This window comes from Dactylosporangium sp. CA-233914, from assembly GCF_050942935.1.
In the GTDB taxonomy this organism is placed as follows: domain Bacteria; phylum Actinomycetota; class Actinomycetes; order Mycobacteriales; family Micromonosporaceae; genus Dactylosporangium.
Map to the genome: position 1 here is coordinate 7,250,946 of NZ_CP192030.1, position 14,770 is coordinate 7,265,715.

Here is a 14,770-nt window from a genome sequence, read left to right on the forward strand (position 1 = left end):
GGCCGCCGGCTGCCCCGACAGCTAATCGGCCCGGATCGCGGTGAACGCCGGCCACACGGTGTCGACGTAGTACGCCACGACCTTCGAACGCGGGACCTCCGGGTGCGCCAGCCACCACCGCCCCAGCTGCTCGGCGCCCCCGGAGGCGACGTTCGCGAAGGCGTCCACCCGCTGCGGATCGGCGTCGGGCAGGTGCGGCTCGACCAGGTCCGCGATCAGGTTCACGGTGCGCAGCCGCTCCCGGTGCAGATCCCCGGCGAGCGGCCCGGCGACCAGGCCGCCGGCCCCGATCAGCAGCTGCCACCGCGCCGGGTCCCGCTCCACCACCCGGTAGTAGGCGTCCGCGCCCAGCGCCAGCTGCTCCCGCGGGTCGGTGCTGGCCGACGCCGCGGCGAGGATCTCGCGGTTCCAGTGCGCCCGGGCCCGGCGCACGCAGGCGAGGTACACCCCCTCCTTGCTCCCGTGGTGCTCGTAGACCACCGGCCGCGTCACGCCGGCCGCCCGCGCGATGTCCTCGATCGACGTGCGCTCGTAGCCGGCCTCGAGGAACAGGTCCTCGGCGACGTCGAGCAGTTGCTGCTCGCGGGCGGCCCGGGTCATGCGGGTCTTCACAGGAGCACTCTATTACGGGTAAGTTACACGCTGTAGCTTACAGGTTGTAAGTTAGCCGCTTGGGAGGTCGCCGATGATCTCACCCGACACCGCGTGCACCGCCCCGCCGGACGAGACCGCCGCGTTCGAGCGCCTCTGGCGGGCCGCGCCGCCGTCGCTCGGCGCGCTGCTGCAGGCCCGCGTCGCGGCGACGCCGGACGCGGAGGCGTACCGGCGCCCGGACGGCCACGGCGGCTGGCGCAGCCAGACCTGGGCCGGCACGCACCGGGCCGCCACCGAGATCGCCGCCGGCCTGCTCGGACTGGGCCTGGCACCCGAGGACCGGGTCGCCATCATGTCCGGCACCCGTGTCGAGTGGATCGAGGCCGACCTCGGCATCATGTGCGCGGGCGGGGCGACGACGACGGTGTATCCGACCTCGACCCTCGACGACGTCGTGCACATCCTCGCCGACTCCGCGAGCCGCATCGCCATCGTCGAGCGCGCCGAGCACCTGGCGAAGGTCCGCGCGCCCGGCTCCCCGGTCGAGCACGCGATCGTCATCGAGGACGGCTCCCTCGACGCCCTGCGCGAGCGCGGCCGCGCCCTGCTCGCCGAACGGCCCGACGCCGTGGAACGAGCACTCGCCGGCGTCGGCCCCGAGCACCTCGCGACGCTCATCTACACCTCCGGCACCACCGGGCGGCCCAAGGGCGTGCAACTGCCGCACCGCAGCTGGCTGTACGAGGCGATCGCGAGCCAGGCGACCGGCCTCGCGACACCGGACGACCTCGGCTACTTCTGGCTGCCGCTGTCACACTCGTTCGGCAAGACCCTGCTCGCATCCCAGGTCGCGATCGGCCACGCCGCCGCGGTCGACGGCGACGTCACCCGCATCATCACCAACCTGCCGGTCGTCCGGCCGACGATCATGCCGGCCGTACCCCGCATCTTCGAGAAGGTCCACGCGGGCGTCCTCGCCGCCGTCCACCGCGACGGCGGCCTGCGCCGGCGAATGTTCGACTGGGCCGTCACGCTCGGCCGGGCGCGCTCGGCAACGCCACACCCCGGCGTGGGGCTGCGGGCGGCGCACGCGGTGGCCGACCGGATCGTCCTGGGCAAGGTCCGCGCGCGGTTCGGAGGGCGGATGCGGTACCTCATCAGCGGCGCCGCCAAGCTCGCGCCCGACCTCGCCGCGTGGTTCGACGCCGTCGGGCTGCCGGTGCTGGAGGGCTACGGGCTGACCGAGTCGTCGGCGGCCACGCTGGTGAACCGGCTGACGCACCTGGAGTACGGCACCGTGGGCCTGCCCCTGCCCGGCACGGCGGTGGCGATCGCGCCGGACGGCGAGATCCTGGTGCGCGGCCCCGGCGTCATGCCCGGCTATCACGGCCACGCCGGCGCCGAGGCCCTGGAGGACGGCTGGTTGCACACCGGCGACGTCGGCGAGATCACCGACCGGGGCTCGCTGCGCATCACCGACCGCAAGAAGGACCTCATCAAGACCTCCGGCGGCAAGTACGTGGCCCCGCAGGTCCTCGAGGCCCGGCTCAAGGCCCTGTGCCCGCTGGCCGGCAACGTCGTCGTGCACGGCGAGGGGCGCAAGCACATCACCGCCCTCATCGACCTCGACCCGGACGCGGCCCGCGCCTGGGCCGCCGAGCACGGCCTCGCTTCCCTTGCACTGCCCGAGCTGGCCACCGCGCCCGAGCTGCTCTCGGAAGTCGAGCGGTACGTGGCGCACCTCAACGCCGGGCTGGGGCCGTGGGAGACGGTGAAGCGGTTCGCGGTGCTGCCCAGGCACCTGTCCGTCGAGGACGGCGACCTGACCCCGTCGCTGAAACTGCGCCGCCGCGTCGTCGAGGACCGCTACCGCCCGCTGCTGGACGGGCTGTACGACCAGCCGTGACCGCGGCTCAGCAGCCGGGGTAGAACACCGACAGGACCGACAGCAGCGCGAGCACGGCCCACCCGGCGCGCAGTCCCGCCCAGTAGGCGGCCGGCGGCTTGGCGAGGTACGAGATGCCGAACGCGGCCCCGCCGAGCACGAGCTGCGCACCGCCGTAGGCGAGCACGAGCGCGGTGAGCAGCGCGAAGCGCGCCCCGGGATCGAGCGAGGACCCACACCCGAGCCCACCCCCGTGCGCCCGCATGGCAACGAACGCGGCAAGATCAGCAAGCCCGTTGCCGACGATCGCGACCGCGACCCCGAGCCCGGATTGCAACATGCGAGACGACATCGGGGCCGATCCTAGGGGATCATCACGGGCCCGGCCTCTCGGCAGGGGGCCCGGACCGGCACCCGCGCTATGGTATTTCGATGGGGGTTGATTCCCCGGTCCGGCAGCTCGCCCACCGGACGGGGTCCGGGGAGAGCACCGGCGGGTCGTGGAGCACCTACGCGCTGTATCCGATCCCGGTCACACGGCCCGAGGCCGGGCGGGTTGTCGAGGTGCTCGTCTGCGGTGAGTGCGGGGCCGAGGTCGCCTGCGCGGTGACCGGGGCCGCGGGCGTGCGGCGACTGCGGCTGTGGTGGCGGGGGCTGGCGACGGTGCCGGGCGCGTTCGCCGTCGTGCTGGTCGTGCCGGTCGCCGGCGCGCAGAGCTCCGGGCAGGCGGTCGCGTTCGCCGTGCTCGGCGTGGCCCTGCTGCCCGTGCTCGCCTTCGGGGTCCATCTCGCGCTGCGCCGCGCCCGCGACGAGGACGGGCTGCGCCTGGTCCGCGGCGACGGCATCCACAGCCTGCGGCCGGCCGGCTCCACCTCGGACTTCAGCGCGACGCTCGAAGCCTAGTCGCGGCGCTCCTGCAGGCGGCGCTGCTCCCGGCGGACCTCGGCGAAGCTCTCCCGCTCCCGCAGCAGCCACTCCGGCGGGTCGGCGGTGAGGTCCGCGATCTGGGTGGTGGTGAGCGCCTCGGTCACCCCGCCGCGGGCCAGGCCGCTGTTGGACACCCGCAGCCGCGCCGCGACCACGTTGCGCGGGTGCGGCCCGTCGCGGCGCAGGTCGACCAGCCACTGCGGCGGGTTGCGCCGCAGCTCGTCGAACTCCTCGCGGGAGATCGACCCGTCCTGGAACTCCCGCGGCGTCGCCGGCAGATACACATCGAGCTTCTGCGCGACGGTGGCGGGCTTCAACATCTGGGGCTGCTTCGACTTGCTCACCGCCTCAGGGTAGCGACTGGGCGGCCGGTAGGCTGAGCCCGGAGGTACCGTGACCGCATCTGTCTTCCGCCTCGCGGTGGTCCCCGGCGTCGTCATCGACCGCTGGGCCCGCACCTGGTCGGACCGCCGCCCGGACACCCGCCTGGAGCTAATCCCGGTCGCCGCCGCCGACGCGGCCGCCCAGCTGCCCGACCACGCGGACGCGGCTTTGCTCCGCCCGCCGGTCGACCGCGACCGGCTGCACGCGATCCCGCTCTACACCGAGCAGTCGGTGGTGCTGGCCCCGCGCGAGCATGTCCTGAACGCGGCCGACGAGGTGACCGTCGCTGAGCTGCTGGAGCTCGGCGAGCCGCTGCTGCACCCCCTCGACGACGTGCTGGACTGGGAGCCGAAGGAGGCGCAGCGCCCGGAGACGACCGAGGAGGCCGTCGAGTGGGTGGCGGCGTCGGCGGGGCTGCTGGTCGTGCCACAGTCCCTCGCGCGGCTGTACCACCGCCGCGACGTGAAGTACCGCCCGGTGACGGACGCCCCGACGTCCTCGGTGGCCCTGTCCTGGCCGGTCGACGCCCACACGGACCTGGTCGAGGAGATGATCGGCATCGTCCGCGGAAGGACGGCCAACAGCACCCGCGGCCGCCCCACCGGCCGCGCCCGCTGACGATCCACGTTCATTCCGGACGGCCGCAGCACCCGTCAACAAGGACCGCGGCAGATACGAACGCCCATGGGCGTCTATCCACGACGGGCAGGGCGGCTAAACGTCGTAGGAGATCGACTTGGAGAACAACGCCCCCGTTTCCCTCGACGGACACAAAGCAGAACCGGTCCATTTCGAACCTGTCAGCGGCCATCTCAACCAGAACTGCCCGCTTCGGCTCAACACGATCCAGCAATGTGGCTAGATGCTCACTCAAGGGTCCGTAACCCTGAGACTTGGTCGAGAGCGACCACATCATGTGGCGGTAAGGAGTGCCGCGAGGTTTCTGATCGCCAACGTCATGCGAATGGGTGGGTTCGATCCCCAGCTTCGCCGTCACGCCGTCGGCAGACACTCCCGGCTTGGTGATCCGCAGCGTCACGTATGTTTCAGCTTGGCCCACAAGCCGCAAGGCTGCAGTGCGCTTGTGGCACCCGCAACCGGTTTCTCGGCGTCAAGCCCCGCTTTGGCTACACCCGCTCATCGGCCCCGCCGCGCGTCGGCTTGATGACGCTGACCGCCCAGGCTTCGGCCTGGGCCAGCGGGTCTGTGTCACCATCCGCCAGGATGCCGTCGGGGTGTTGGCTGTTGGACTGGTTCTGTCCGGGCAGCGGTGTACATTCCTGGACGAGTCTCGGTGACCGCGTCAATATGCTGTGCGGTCTCTGTGCCGCCGCCGCGACCTGGAAGCAGCTGCCGGCCAGCACTCAGAAGATGATCGACGATGCCATCCGCCGCGGCAACATACCGGGCCTCCTCGCGATGCGGGCAGCCGATCCGCCCATCGAGCTGCCCCACGCGACGGACGTACTCGCATTCCGGCAAAGAGCCGGCGTCCGCCGCGACGCCTCATGCTGACAGCTTCGGTTGCGCACACGATCGTCGGCAGGAGCAGGGCTCCAGCAGCCGCGGGCCCGCATCACGTTCGGCGACGAGTGGCTCGCGGCAGGGACGAGCATCGGGCGGGGCGTCCGGGCACGAAACGCCACGCTGATGAAGGGCGATCTACGGGATTGGTGCGTCGCGATCGGATCGGGGCATGTGCGTGCGCCTGCAGCGGGGAGTGGCGCGAATGACTTGACGCCGGTCATGACCGCTGGCTCGGCAGAACCGGGTCCTCGGCAATGGCGTGCGCTGAGACTGGTGGTCAGGTAGGGCTGGATCGCCGCCACTACGATGGGCGGCAGACGGCTGAGCATCGTGACTCCGCTCGCTCGGTGGCGTCACATTCGGGAGGGTGGTTCGATGGGATCGCCAGCGTACGAGCGGTTCCGCCGGATGCGGGCGTCAGTGGCGTACCGCCTCTGGTTGACTGCCATTCAGGTGCTGTTATTGACGCTGGCAATCCGAGGTCTCGCCTGGCTGCTGAGCGCGATCGGCGTCCCGGGGTCGGTCTGCGATCCGCTGGCGGTCGCCGCCTTGGCGATCGGGTTCTTCGCCGCCGCGACGGCGTTCATGTCGAGCATGGCACTCGTCGCCGTCGGCGGGCGATGGGGCGGCGGGGCCGGTGTGGACATTGCCGGGCAGACAGAGTTCACGCGGATGGTGCTCGACGATCTGCGCCATCCGCTGAGCTGGCCGAGCCGGCGCTACGAGCGCTGGTGAGAATCGCCAAAAGCTCCTGCTTTTGCGGTAGCACCTGGCGTGGCATTCATATGATCACGTGCTCGCTCTTCGACAGGTGAGTGCGTTGCAGGAGCACAAGTACGCAGTACTGTCGCCCGCCCACATGGCTGCTGTCGGCGCCGTCGAACCGGTCGTCTTGGTACAGTCCGCGCATGCCGATCAAGGCCTACACCGGCGCCGCTTCGTTCCCGGTTGACACGGCAGACGACGTCACGGCACTGGTTGACCTTCTCGGCCGAGCGGCCACGGACAGTCGGCTACGCAATGACCTCAGCGACCACTTCGCGTACGTGGCGGGGGTGTGTCCGGAATGGTTCCGGCCGCATCAGGAAGCGGTCGTCACCCAGTTTCTCGACGGATTCGACGTTAGCTTCGACAACCTGTACGTGCTGCTGAACGGGGCACCTACCAGCTGTGTGGAGCATCTGGAACGGCGACTGCGGAACCGCTGGTCATTCCGGGAAGCGTCGGCGCTTGCGGCAATCGGAACCGAGCCCGCACTCACCGCGATCGCCGACCTCGTCCGGGATGGCGCGGACCCGCAAGAATTCGAGGACTCGGGCGTCTGGACACCGTCGACCGGTCCCGCACAGTACCGGTTCTCACCGCACCGGCGGGCCATCGAGTTCCGATCGGCGTCCGGCCCGGCAGAGCGGCTCACCGCAGACCATCCAGTCGGACTGCCGCTGGATCAGATCGTTCGCCATCCGGACGCCACCGCGCTCGTCTGGCACTACTTGTCGCTGCGCCTCGCCGAGGTCCCCGGCATGCCGGACTGGCCGGCCGGCCGGGTGCACCTGGTGAGCCCCAAGGGCTCCGTGGGCTGGATGTTGACTGCGGCAGTCGATCGGGACGGCTTTTGGTACGACGAGGTTGTTACGTTCGACGAGCCGCCCGAGAACGACGATGACGATTTCGTCGATAACGACGACCAGGGCAGCATAGGTGCGGTCGTGCTCCGGCCGTACGACGACGACCTCGTCTACAGCAACGGTCACGTCCTGTTGACGCCGGGCGTCTTCGGGACGGCTGGCGGCCCTGCGATAGGTCTCTATCCGAACCCACATTGCCGCTCGTGCGACCGGTTGATGTTCCACGTGGTCACGGTGCAGAACTACATCCGCGAGTACGGGCACGGCTGGCGCAGCCTGTACCTCTGCGAGGAGTGCAGGCTCACGACATGCACCGCGACGAACTGGAACTAGCCAACACGCACGCTCATCAAGCGGATCCGGACGCTGCCGATTCCGGCATGGCGGCCGTTCAGACCTTGCAATGCAGCTGGACGATGATGACGTCGTCGGGCAGGTGTTCCAAGTAGGCTGCCATTTCCGCCCGCGTCCACGGCTCGCTCCGGCCGGCACGGTGCGGACAGGCGGCGAGGCTATGACAGGCGCCGTGCACCGGTTCATAGTTCAGCTCGATCCACCAGCCGTCGAGCGTGAGCAGCTCGGATCTCCGCAGTGCCTCCTCGGCCCGGCGGGCCACATACTCCTCGCGGGGCAGAGCGAACCACGGCAGCATCTCCGGGAGCCGGCCGACCACGCCCGCAGCGAAGAACGGCGCAGCGTGGAGTCGTCGGATCAGCGGTTGCGCACCGTACTGCTGCTCCGCTTGCCGCTGGCCAGGGTCCGGCAGTAGGCAGTATTCGCCCTCGGCGTCACGGCCAACGGGCATGTGGGGCACCTGGTTCTCCGGCAGTGCCACGAAATGATCCCGAGGCAGGGTCGCCGGCAGTTCGCCGCGCAGCTGGTGGAATAGGTCCCAGAGCTGCCCGGCCGCGATCTCCGCTTCGGCGCCGGGGCCGGCCAGGTCGAGCAGTCCTCTCGGTCCACCGGCACACATGCCGGCCAGGCTGGGCTGGGGTCCGAGCCGCCAGTGGGGCTGATCGTGGATGAGGCGGGGATCGTTCTCCATACCCGCCAGGACCCGGAACCCGAAGCCGTCGGAGCCACCCCGGATGGACCACCGTTCCCGCTGGTCCCGCTCCGGGGCAAAGCCCCGCATCGCCTCGAACGGCGCCATCGCCCTATCGATTGCGGCAACGACGTTCGCCGACGAATCCGGCGCAAGGCACACGACGATGCTCAGGCCGCCCAACCTTCATCCCCCATTTCGACCCACAAGCGCAAGTACCAGCGTGCCGGCGAACAAGGATTCGTTGTCTGCCGTTGCGCCGCCCCGACAGCAAGGACGACGAGGTCCAAGCTCACGGCGAGCAGCGTGCCTTGCCAGCACCGGCATGTCGAGGCCTTATCGAGTCGACCGCATCATCCCGCCGCTCGAACGACAGGCCGTGGCGCACAGGGATCTTGGGGACGGCCGGCAACATGCGTCGGAGGCATTCATCCTGCGACGTCCATGTCGCAACGCCGCACGTGATACGCATCGTCGAACGGCGCTGCACCAGCGGCCGGACGCAGTGAAGGCGATCAAGTTAAAACGTCATACGCGTCCCCGGCCACTCGGCCCTGAGGCCTGCGGGAGGGCCCATGGAGACGGTAGGGAGGCCTACCGCAATACGCCCGGTCATATTCGCGACACGCGAAGGGGATCACTCCGGCCACGCAAACGCGACCGGTGCGGGGTTGGTCGCGGTGAGCCAGTCCGTGAGTCGTGCCGCTGCGCGCCGCTCGAGCTCGCTGTCACCGGGCAGGCCGACACCCGCTGCGGCGTAGAGCGCGCCCCGGTGCACCAGGACGGCGTCCTCCACGAGGTCGGCGTACCCCTCGATCGCCGTGCACATCCGCAGCCGGGTAGCGACGATGGCCACGACGGCCACGACGAGCAGCGCGGCCGCGACGGCGAGCCGGGTACGCCATGGCCACGGCGCGGCGAGAGCCACGATTACCCATGCGGGCGTCAGCAACGCGAGGCCGTGCTGCTGGACCCGCAACTGTACGACGGTGGCGCCCTCCGCCACGCGCGTCCGCCCGAGCTCCGGCATCGCCGCGAGCATCGGTCCCCAGCAGATGCCCAGATCCAAACCAAAAATGTCGTACACCCGCTGCCGAGCGGCCGCGAGCGCGTTGCCGGGGCGGGTCGTGGCCACGCGCGCCTCGCCGGCCCGGCGCTCCCCGGTCGGGTAGCGGCGCCACCTGGCGTACGAGCCGGTCCGGGCCTCCCAGCCCCACTCCGCCTCATCGCGCTCAACCCACATCGACGTCAGCCGGGCGCGCCGACGGGCGTGCGCGGACCGGCGGCGGCGCTCCCAGGCCCGCACGGCTGCCAGGTCGGGCCAGTCGTCGCCGCTGCAGTACGCGAGCAGTGGCTGGGCCGCGGCGTGCAGCAGCGACGCCGTGCCGATGACGACCACGATGAGCGTCGCCGGGACGACCCACGACCGCCAGCCGCCAGGCGGCTCGGATCGGCAGAGCGCCGCCGCGCTGCCCGAGCAGTCGCCGAGGTGGGCCAGCTCCGGCCAGCCGAGCAGGAGCAGGGCGGCGCCGCCGAGCCAGAAGACGGCGACGGACCCGATGGCGTAATGCTTCCAGCGGGGCGCGATCGAGTCGACGATGAGCGTGCCGAGCAGGTCGGTCACGGCCGGCCAGCCGACCTGATCAGCCGCCGAGCCGGATGCTGTGGGCACCACTCGTGCAGGAACGGCCGGATGCGGTCCCCGGTCTCTTCATGGCTGCAGTCGTACTCGGGGCAGGCCCACGTGAAGGGCGAGGGAAGCCGCTCGACGAAGATCCGGACGACGATCCCCGCGCCGCCCCCGGCGACACCGTCGCCGGGCAGCCCGACCGATAGCATGAGTCCCGAGTAGTACACGGCGGGTTCGTGGTCCACGACCACGCCGTCGCGGTCGCGGACGCTGAAGTCATTGCCCGCGGCGATGAATCCGCTGCTCGTGACGGCGTCTCGAACGGATTGACCGTTGACCACCTCGATCGTCTGCGTAGAGTCGGTCAGCGCGTTGCGGAATGTGACCACGGCCGACGCCGGACCGTCGGCGACATACGCGTTCACGGGCTCCGGTCGGCGCGGCGCAGCGGGGCGCGAGCGCGGACGGTCGGGCGGGTTGATCCGCAGTCCCTCCTCCGGCGCGAGCGCCACCACCATGCCGGCCAGGCCGATCGCCGGCGCGTCCTCGGACCATTCGCCGTATCGGTCATCGACATAGAACCCACAACCGGGCGGAAGCAGGCCGTTGGCCGTCAGGACGTCGCTCATCGTCTGGCCGGGGAAGACCTCAACCGGGAACGTCAGGTCGGTGTGCGCATTCCGGAACGTGATGACGTTCGACACAGGCATCCTCCCCGCCCAGGATCGCAGGAATGCGACGAAGTTCGTGTCGGCCGATCGGCGGCCGCCGAAGCAGTGACATGCCGAAGATGCCGTGCTCCGCCGGTCGGTTGATGGTCCTGGCCGAGCCCGCTCGACGAGCGCGCCCGCGCGGCGCCGGCTGGCGCGGAAGGAACAAGACGACGAGCAATTCGGCGAACCCCTCAGATGCGTTCTGCCGTGCCTGCGCCCGCCTGCGATCCCCGATCACCTGCGCCGCGATCCGCGGCTGCCACAGCGGCGGCATCGCGGACACCGGCACCCGCCCGCGTACTCGTCCCCGGCATGGCGGCCCGTGGGGCGCGCCCGGCGGCACGTGAGGCGGCAGCGGCTCGATGCCTGCGGCTACGACAGCGGCCAGCCGAGCAACCACCACCTACGTGGCGGCACCGGCCGACTGCGTTGCGGCATTTGCGCGGCGGGGCGGTCGACACGCGCGGGGCCAGGGACGGGGGCTCGGCAGTGCGGAAAGCCCGGGTTGTGGTGGCGCATCACGTCGAACAGGGATTTCGGTCACGGCGGCGCCGAAGGGCGTCAGCTGCTTCTTTGGCCGCGACTACCGGCCTCCATTTCACGTCCAGTACCGCCGCCCGTGCCGTAACGCCATCCGTCCCAGGCGATTCCGAGATCCACGCAACACGTCGCCACGTAGAATCCAGCGACGATTGAGTACCGCAGCCGCTTGGCCGATTCGCTCGACGTTTGACGCAACGGCGTTGACGTCACTGCAGGTCGGTGATGTCTTTCAGCACGTGCGGCTCGACGTGCATCGACGCCAGCATCTGCTGCACGCGCTGCGCGAGCCGGAAGAGGATCGCGTCCGCGATGGGATCGCCGTCCTCGAGCAGCCGGGCCAGACCGTTCTTCCGATGTGCGTCCGGAGGGATGCCGGGGTCGAAGAACTGCACGCGACCGATCCGTGACGGCACTTCGCGCATGTCGAGGGGTGACCAGACGACCGGAATGATCGGAACCTCGCGCAAGGCTTTGGCATTGTCCCGGGGAGTCACCTTCCGCTGACCGAAGGCCGCCAATTCACGCTCGCACCACGCGCTGTCGACATATGCCCTCGACACCAGCGCGATGAACACTTGGCACCGGCCCACCGCCTCGGCGAGCTCAGCGTTCCAGGACTCACCGCCCCGCATTGCGGTATCCAGGTAGCCGAGTTCCACGTCCGGCGGCACATCGACCAACTCACGGAGATGGTCCGAAAGGCGCATCGTAAATGTCCGCAGCTGTACATATTTACGGGTACCCCGCTCGAACGGCGAGAGACGGGGATAGCTGACGAAGAACAGCGGCGAGGGCGATTCCTGTCCAGGAGGTTCGCCGGATGGCACCCGTTGCGAGACACGGGTGAACGGCGCAGCCACCGGGCGTTCCGCAACCGGCTCGCCCAGCCTCGCCAGCAGCACCGCCAGGTCGTCCGCCATCGCGATCAGCGCCTCACCGCCCGCGGTCGCATGCGACTGAGCCACCACGACTCCGATCAGTTCCCCACCAGGCGTCGCCATGACCGGAGCACCGGCCGTGCCGGGCAGCGACGCAGGGGTCAACCGCACGCCGATCCGCCGCGGCGATGAACCGAAATTCGCGATACGGCCGGTGAGAAACATTGCCGCCGGGAAACTCCATGTCGAGACGGGCAGACCGACGGCGACGGTACCGAATTCGGCGGGGACGGACGCCGGCAACGGTGGCTCGCATCTGAGCAGCGCGAGATCCAGCTCGTCGTCGAACACCTGCACCACGCCGGTCGCTTCGGCGGATGGGGTGAAAGGCACCACCCGAACCTCAGCACCGGCGAAGTCGGCACCCGCGCTGCGCAGCACGTGCCACGTCGTCGCCAGGATGCCGGGCTCGACCTGAAAGCAGGTGCCGACCATCCGGCCGGTGCGGTCGGCGACCTGGGCCAGATAGCCGAGGCTCGGGGTCACATCCACAGGTCCGGTACGGGGGGCGGCGGATTCCAGGCGGTCGGCGAGGATCGCGTACTTCGGGCCGAGGCCGCGCAGCACCGTGGCGGTGAGCCGGGCCAGCGGCAGGGTGCCGGCGACCAGGCCGGGGATCGGGGCGTGTTCGGGGTCCAGCAGCATCGCCGGGAAGTCGAAGGGGTGGCCCAGGCGGTCGGTCACGAAGCGGGTCAGCGTCTTCAGGACCTCGATCGCGTCGAAGCGGTCGGCCTGGTCCAGCAGGAGTTCGCGCACCCCGGGACGGAACTCGAACTCGATCGTGTCCGGCTCGCCGAAGGCCGGCGTGCCGGCTCGGCGCTCCAGGAGGCCGCTGACGAAGACCTCCGCGAGGTGGGTCGTGTCCGACCGGGGCAGGAAGGCCTGCTGGACCAGGCGCATCGCGGGCAGGGTCAACGGGGCGGCGGCCAGATGACCGGCGAGGCGCTGGGCGGTCGGGGACGCCAGGCTCAGGAAACGGCGGATCAGCTCGGCCGGATCCTGTTGCGGATCCGGACGGGTCGGCGACGGCGTGGGCGGGAGAAGGATCGCGGCGCCCGGCGCCTCGCCGAACGCGTGGGCTCGGCGGCGCATCGCCGGGAGCGAGAGTTCCACCACCGGGACCGGGATGCGGCGCGGCGGGGCGGCGGTGGAGGGCGCCGTGCGCAGGCCCGTGGAGCGCCACATCCGGCGCGGCAGCACGCTGATGATCTGCAGGCGGTTCGTCGCGCCCCAGCGCTGCAGCAGGGCGTCCATGCGGCCGTCGTGCCAGGCCGCGCCCACGGCGTCGGTGACGAGGACGATCAGGCGGTGGCCGGTCGGATCGACCACGGCGGCGGGGTGGATCCGCGGTTGCAGGGCGAGGTCGCCGTCGGCGTCGATGGTGAACGTCCGGATCGCCCGGAAGGCGGCCAGGCGCTGGAACAGCAGCAGCAGCTCCTGCGTGGTTCTGGTCCACACCCGCATCGAGGCCGAGGAGTCGACGATGAGGACCAGGTCCGCTTCGGGTTCGGGTCTGGGGCGCAGGACCGGTACCCACAAACCTTCCTGGGCGACGCGGTCCGCCGTTGCCTGCTCGTCGACCTCCGCGAAGCGGCGGGACGGGACCGTGCGCCGCAGGGGGCGCAACGCCCGGCCCAGGGCCAAGGCCTCGCGCAGGGCCGGGACTCGCGGGCCGCGCAGGCCCACCGCGCCCGCCGCGCCACCGAAGGGCTCCGAAGCGGTCGAGCGCGGGTACACCGGCGCGGTCGGCGGCTCGGTGGCGTGGCTCGGGGCTGGAACAGGGTTCGACGGCGGGTCCGCCGGCGGCGGCGTGGTGGCCTGCGCCGGTTGCGCGGCCACCGCCCTGGTCGGCAGGTCGACGTGCTGGGCCAGCCACAGGGCCTCGGCGAGGTCGACGGCGTCCGGCGACATGGCCGCCGCTCGGAGCGCGTGGACCAGCGCGTCCATGGCGGTCAGGCCGGACCGGGGTGGTTCAGGTCGGCCAGGACGTGGTGGACCGTGCGCAGCATGGCCTCGTCGGCCGCCGCGTCGGCCTGGGAGTAGCGCAGGTAGATCGCGCTCAGCAGTTGGTCGGTCGCGTACGTGCCGGTCTCGTCGCGGCCCGTGACGAAGGCCTCGATCATGTCCTGGGCTGCCGCGGCGATCTCCGGCCCCAGCTGGGCGGTGATCATCGCGGTGACCTCGGCCGCGTCCGGTTCGTTGATCGTCAGGCGGATGCAGCGGCGCAGGAAGGCCGGCGGGAACTCGCGCTCGTCGTTGCTCGTCAGGACGATGAACGGGAAGGCCTGGCAGGTGACGCGGCCTTCGCGGATCGGGGCGGTGCCGCCGTCGGCGGTCTGAACGTCGACCCGCGGATGCTCGCCGGCGAGGCGGCGCAGCTCCGGGATCGGGTACTGGCCGTCCTCGAACACGGTGAGCAGGTCGTTGGGCAGGTCGACGTCGCTCTTGTCGATCTCGTCGATGAGCAGGACCCGCGGGCGGGCGTAGGGCAGCAGCGCGGTGCCCAGCGGGCCCAGGGTCAGATAACGGCCGATGTCCGTGTCGGCCGCGGCGCCGGCGCGGCGGAGGTTCTCGTCGCGGAGGCGGCCGATCGGGTCGTACTCGTACAGCGCCTCCCGCAGCGTCGAGCGGCTGGAGATCGGCCACACCAGGACGGGCCCGAGGCCGAGCTCGTGGGCGACCTTGAAGGCCAGGGCGGACTTGCCGACGCCGGGTTTGCCGGTGACCAGCAGCGGGCGGCGCAGGTACAGGGCGGCGTTGACCATCTGCACCGCGGTGGTGTTCGGCTCGCCGCCGGTCATGGCGCCCAGACGGCGCTGGGTCTCGTCGGGCTCGGCCGGCGGTGTGGGCAGCGCCGGGCCGCCGCTGAAGGTCCGCCAGTTCGGGGGTGCGGGCAGGCGGTCGATGCCGTCGTGGGGGTGGGCCTCGTTGCGGTACACCAGCCAGTCGGTCATGT

At 70.9% G+C, this 14,770-nt stretch carries 15 protein-coding genes; 5 read left to right on the forward strand and 10 right to left on the reverse strand.

Features of this window, described 5'->3' with window-relative positions:
* Positions 1–21: 21 nt before the first annotated feature.
* On the reverse strand, positions 22–612 hold the full coding sequence (locus tag ACQPY0_RS32545; protein WP_432969042.1) for a TetR/AcrR family transcriptional regulator: 591 nt from the start codon (positions 610–612) through the stop codon (positions 22–24).
* A gap of 73 nt (positions 613–685) precedes the next feature.
* Here ACQPY0_RS32545 and ACQPY0_RS32550 point away from each other — a divergent pair, with 73 nt between their 5' ends.
* Positions 686–2,500, forward strand: a complete 1,815-nt coding sequence (locus ACQPY0_RS32550; RefSeq protein ID WP_432969045.1) for an AMP-dependent synthetase/ligase — start codon at positions 686–688, stop codon at positions 2,498–2,500.
* A gap of 7 nt (positions 2,501–2,507) precedes the next feature.
* On the opposite strand, the gene ACQPY0_RS32555 is transcribed toward ACQPY0_RS32550, so the two are convergent.
* Positions 2,508–2,831, reverse strand: a complete 324-nt coding sequence (locus tag ACQPY0_RS32555) for a hypothetical protein (protein WP_432969048.1) — start codon at positions 2,829–2,831, stop codon at positions 2,508–2,510.
* An 80-nt stretch (positions 2,832–2,911) separates the two neighbouring features.
* Here ACQPY0_RS32555 and ACQPY0_RS32560 point away from each other — a divergent pair, with 80 nt between their 5' ends.
* Positions 2,912–3,382: a hypothetical protein gene (locus ACQPY0_RS32560; RefSeq protein WP_432969051.1), complete on the forward strand. Its 471-nt coding sequence runs from the start codon at positions 2,912–2,914 to the stop codon at positions 3,380–3,382.
* Here ACQPY0_RS32560 and ACQPY0_RS32565 read toward each other — a convergent pair.
* Entirely contained in the window at positions 3,379–3,750 is a 372-nt protein-coding gene (locus ACQPY0_RS32565; protein ID WP_432969054.1) for a DUF5997 family protein, read from the reverse strand. The genes ACQPY0_RS32560 and ACQPY0_RS32565 overlap by 4 nt on opposite strands.
* Before the next feature lie 49 nt (positions 3,751–3,799).
* On the opposite strand from ACQPY0_RS32565, the gene ACQPY0_RS32570 reads away from it, so the two are divergent.
* Complete coding sequence (locus tag ACQPY0_RS32570; RefSeq protein WP_432969057.1) at positions 3,800–4,408, forward strand: LysR substrate-binding domain-containing protein; 609 nt, start codon at positions 3,800–3,802, stop codon at positions 4,406–4,408.
* Between the two features lie 10 nt (positions 4,409–4,418).
* On the opposite strand, the gene ACQPY0_RS32575 is transcribed toward ACQPY0_RS32570, so the two are convergent.
* Positions 4,419–4,850, reverse strand: coding sequence for a DUF4279 domain-containing protein (locus tag ACQPY0_RS32575; protein ID WP_432969060.1), 432 nt, complete (start codon positions 4,848–4,850; stop codon positions 4,419–4,421).
* Between the two features lie 67 nt (positions 4,851–4,917).
* The gene (locus ACQPY0_RS32580) at positions 4,918–5,154 is read right to left on the reverse strand and encodes a hypothetical protein (RefSeq protein ID WP_432969063.1); all 237 of its coding nucleotides are present in this window, start codon (positions 5,152–5,154) and stop codon (positions 4,918–4,920) included.
* Positions 5,155–5,737: 583 nt separating this feature from the next.
* Here ACQPY0_RS32580 and ACQPY0_RS32585 point away from each other — a divergent pair.
* Both ACQPY0_RS32585 and ACQPY0_RS32590 read left to right on the forward strand, forming a co-directional pair.
* Positions 5,738–6,052: a hypothetical protein gene (locus ACQPY0_RS32585; RefSeq protein WP_432969066.1), complete on the forward strand. Its 315-nt coding sequence runs from the start codon at positions 5,738–5,740 to the stop codon at positions 6,050–6,052.
* 173 nt (positions 6,053–6,225) lie between these two features.
* Positions 6,226–7,278 (forward strand): hypothetical protein, encoded by a 1,053-nt coding sequence (locus tag ACQPY0_RS32590; protein WP_432969069.1) that lies wholly within the window; start codon positions 6,226–6,228, stop codon positions 7,276–7,278.
* Positions 7,279–7,336: 58 nt separating this feature from the next.
* Here the strand turns inward: ACQPY0_RS32590 and ACQPY0_RS32595 are convergent, their stop codons facing one another.
* The 5 genes from ACQPY0_RS32595 to ACQPY0_RS32615 all read right to left on the reverse strand — a co-directional run bounded on the left by ACQPY0_RS32595 (position 7,337) and on the right by ACQPY0_RS32615 (position 14,768).
* On the reverse strand, positions 7,337–8,173 hold the full coding sequence (locus tag ACQPY0_RS32595; protein WP_432969072.1) for a hypothetical protein: 837 nt from the start codon (positions 8,171–8,173) through the stop codon (positions 7,337–7,339).
* Between the two features lie 454 nt (positions 8,174–8,627).
* Entirely contained in the window at positions 8,628–9,614 is a 987-nt protein-coding gene (locus ACQPY0_RS32600; RefSeq protein ID WP_432969075.1) for a hypothetical protein, read from the reverse strand.
* Positions 9,611–10,324, reverse strand: a complete 714-nt coding sequence (locus tag ACQPY0_RS32605) for a hypothetical protein (RefSeq protein ID WP_432969078.1) — start codon at positions 10,322–10,324, stop codon at positions 9,611–9,613. The genes ACQPY0_RS32600 and ACQPY0_RS32605 overlap by 4 nt, the downstream gene beginning before the upstream one ends.
* Before the next feature lie 758 nt (positions 10,325–11,082).
* The gene (locus tag ACQPY0_RS32610) at positions 11,083–13,761 is read right to left on the reverse strand and encodes an SAV_2336 N-terminal domain-related protein (RefSeq protein WP_432969080.1); all 2,679 of its coding nucleotides are present in this window, start codon (positions 13,759–13,761) and stop codon (positions 11,083–11,085) included.
* Between the two features lie 5 nt (positions 13,762–13,766).
* Positions 13,767–14,768: an AAA family ATPase gene (locus tag ACQPY0_RS32615; protein ID WP_432969083.1), complete on the reverse strand. Its 1,002-nt coding sequence runs from the start codon at positions 14,766–14,768 to the stop codon at positions 13,767–13,769.
* Positions 14,769–14,770 lie beyond the last annotated feature (2 nt).

Coding starts and splice junctions, on each gene's coding strand:
- ACQPY0_RS32550 (WP_432969045.1), top strand. CDS start 686: ATGATCTCACCCGACACCGCGTGCACCGCCCCGCCGGACGAGACCGCC.
- ACQPY0_RS32560 (WP_432969051.1), top strand. CDS start 2,912: ATGGGGGTTGATTCCCCGGTCCGGCAGCTCGCCCACCGGACGGGGTCC.
- ACQPY0_RS32555 (WP_432969048.1), bottom strand. CDS start 2,831: ATGTCGTCTCGCATGTTGCAATCCGGGCTCGGGGTCGCGGTCGCGATC.
- ACQPY0_RS32615 (WP_432969083.1), bottom strand. CDS start 14,768: ATGACCGACTGGCTGGTGTACCGCAACGAGGCCCACCCCCACGACGGC.
- ACQPY0_RS32590 (WP_432969069.1), top strand. CDS start 6,226: ATGCCGATCAAGGCCTACACCGGCGCCGCTTCGTTCCCGGTTGACACG.
- ACQPY0_RS32610 (WP_432969080.1), bottom strand. CDS start 13,761: ATGGACGCGCTGGTCCACGCGCTCCGAGCGGCGGCCATGTCGCCGGAC.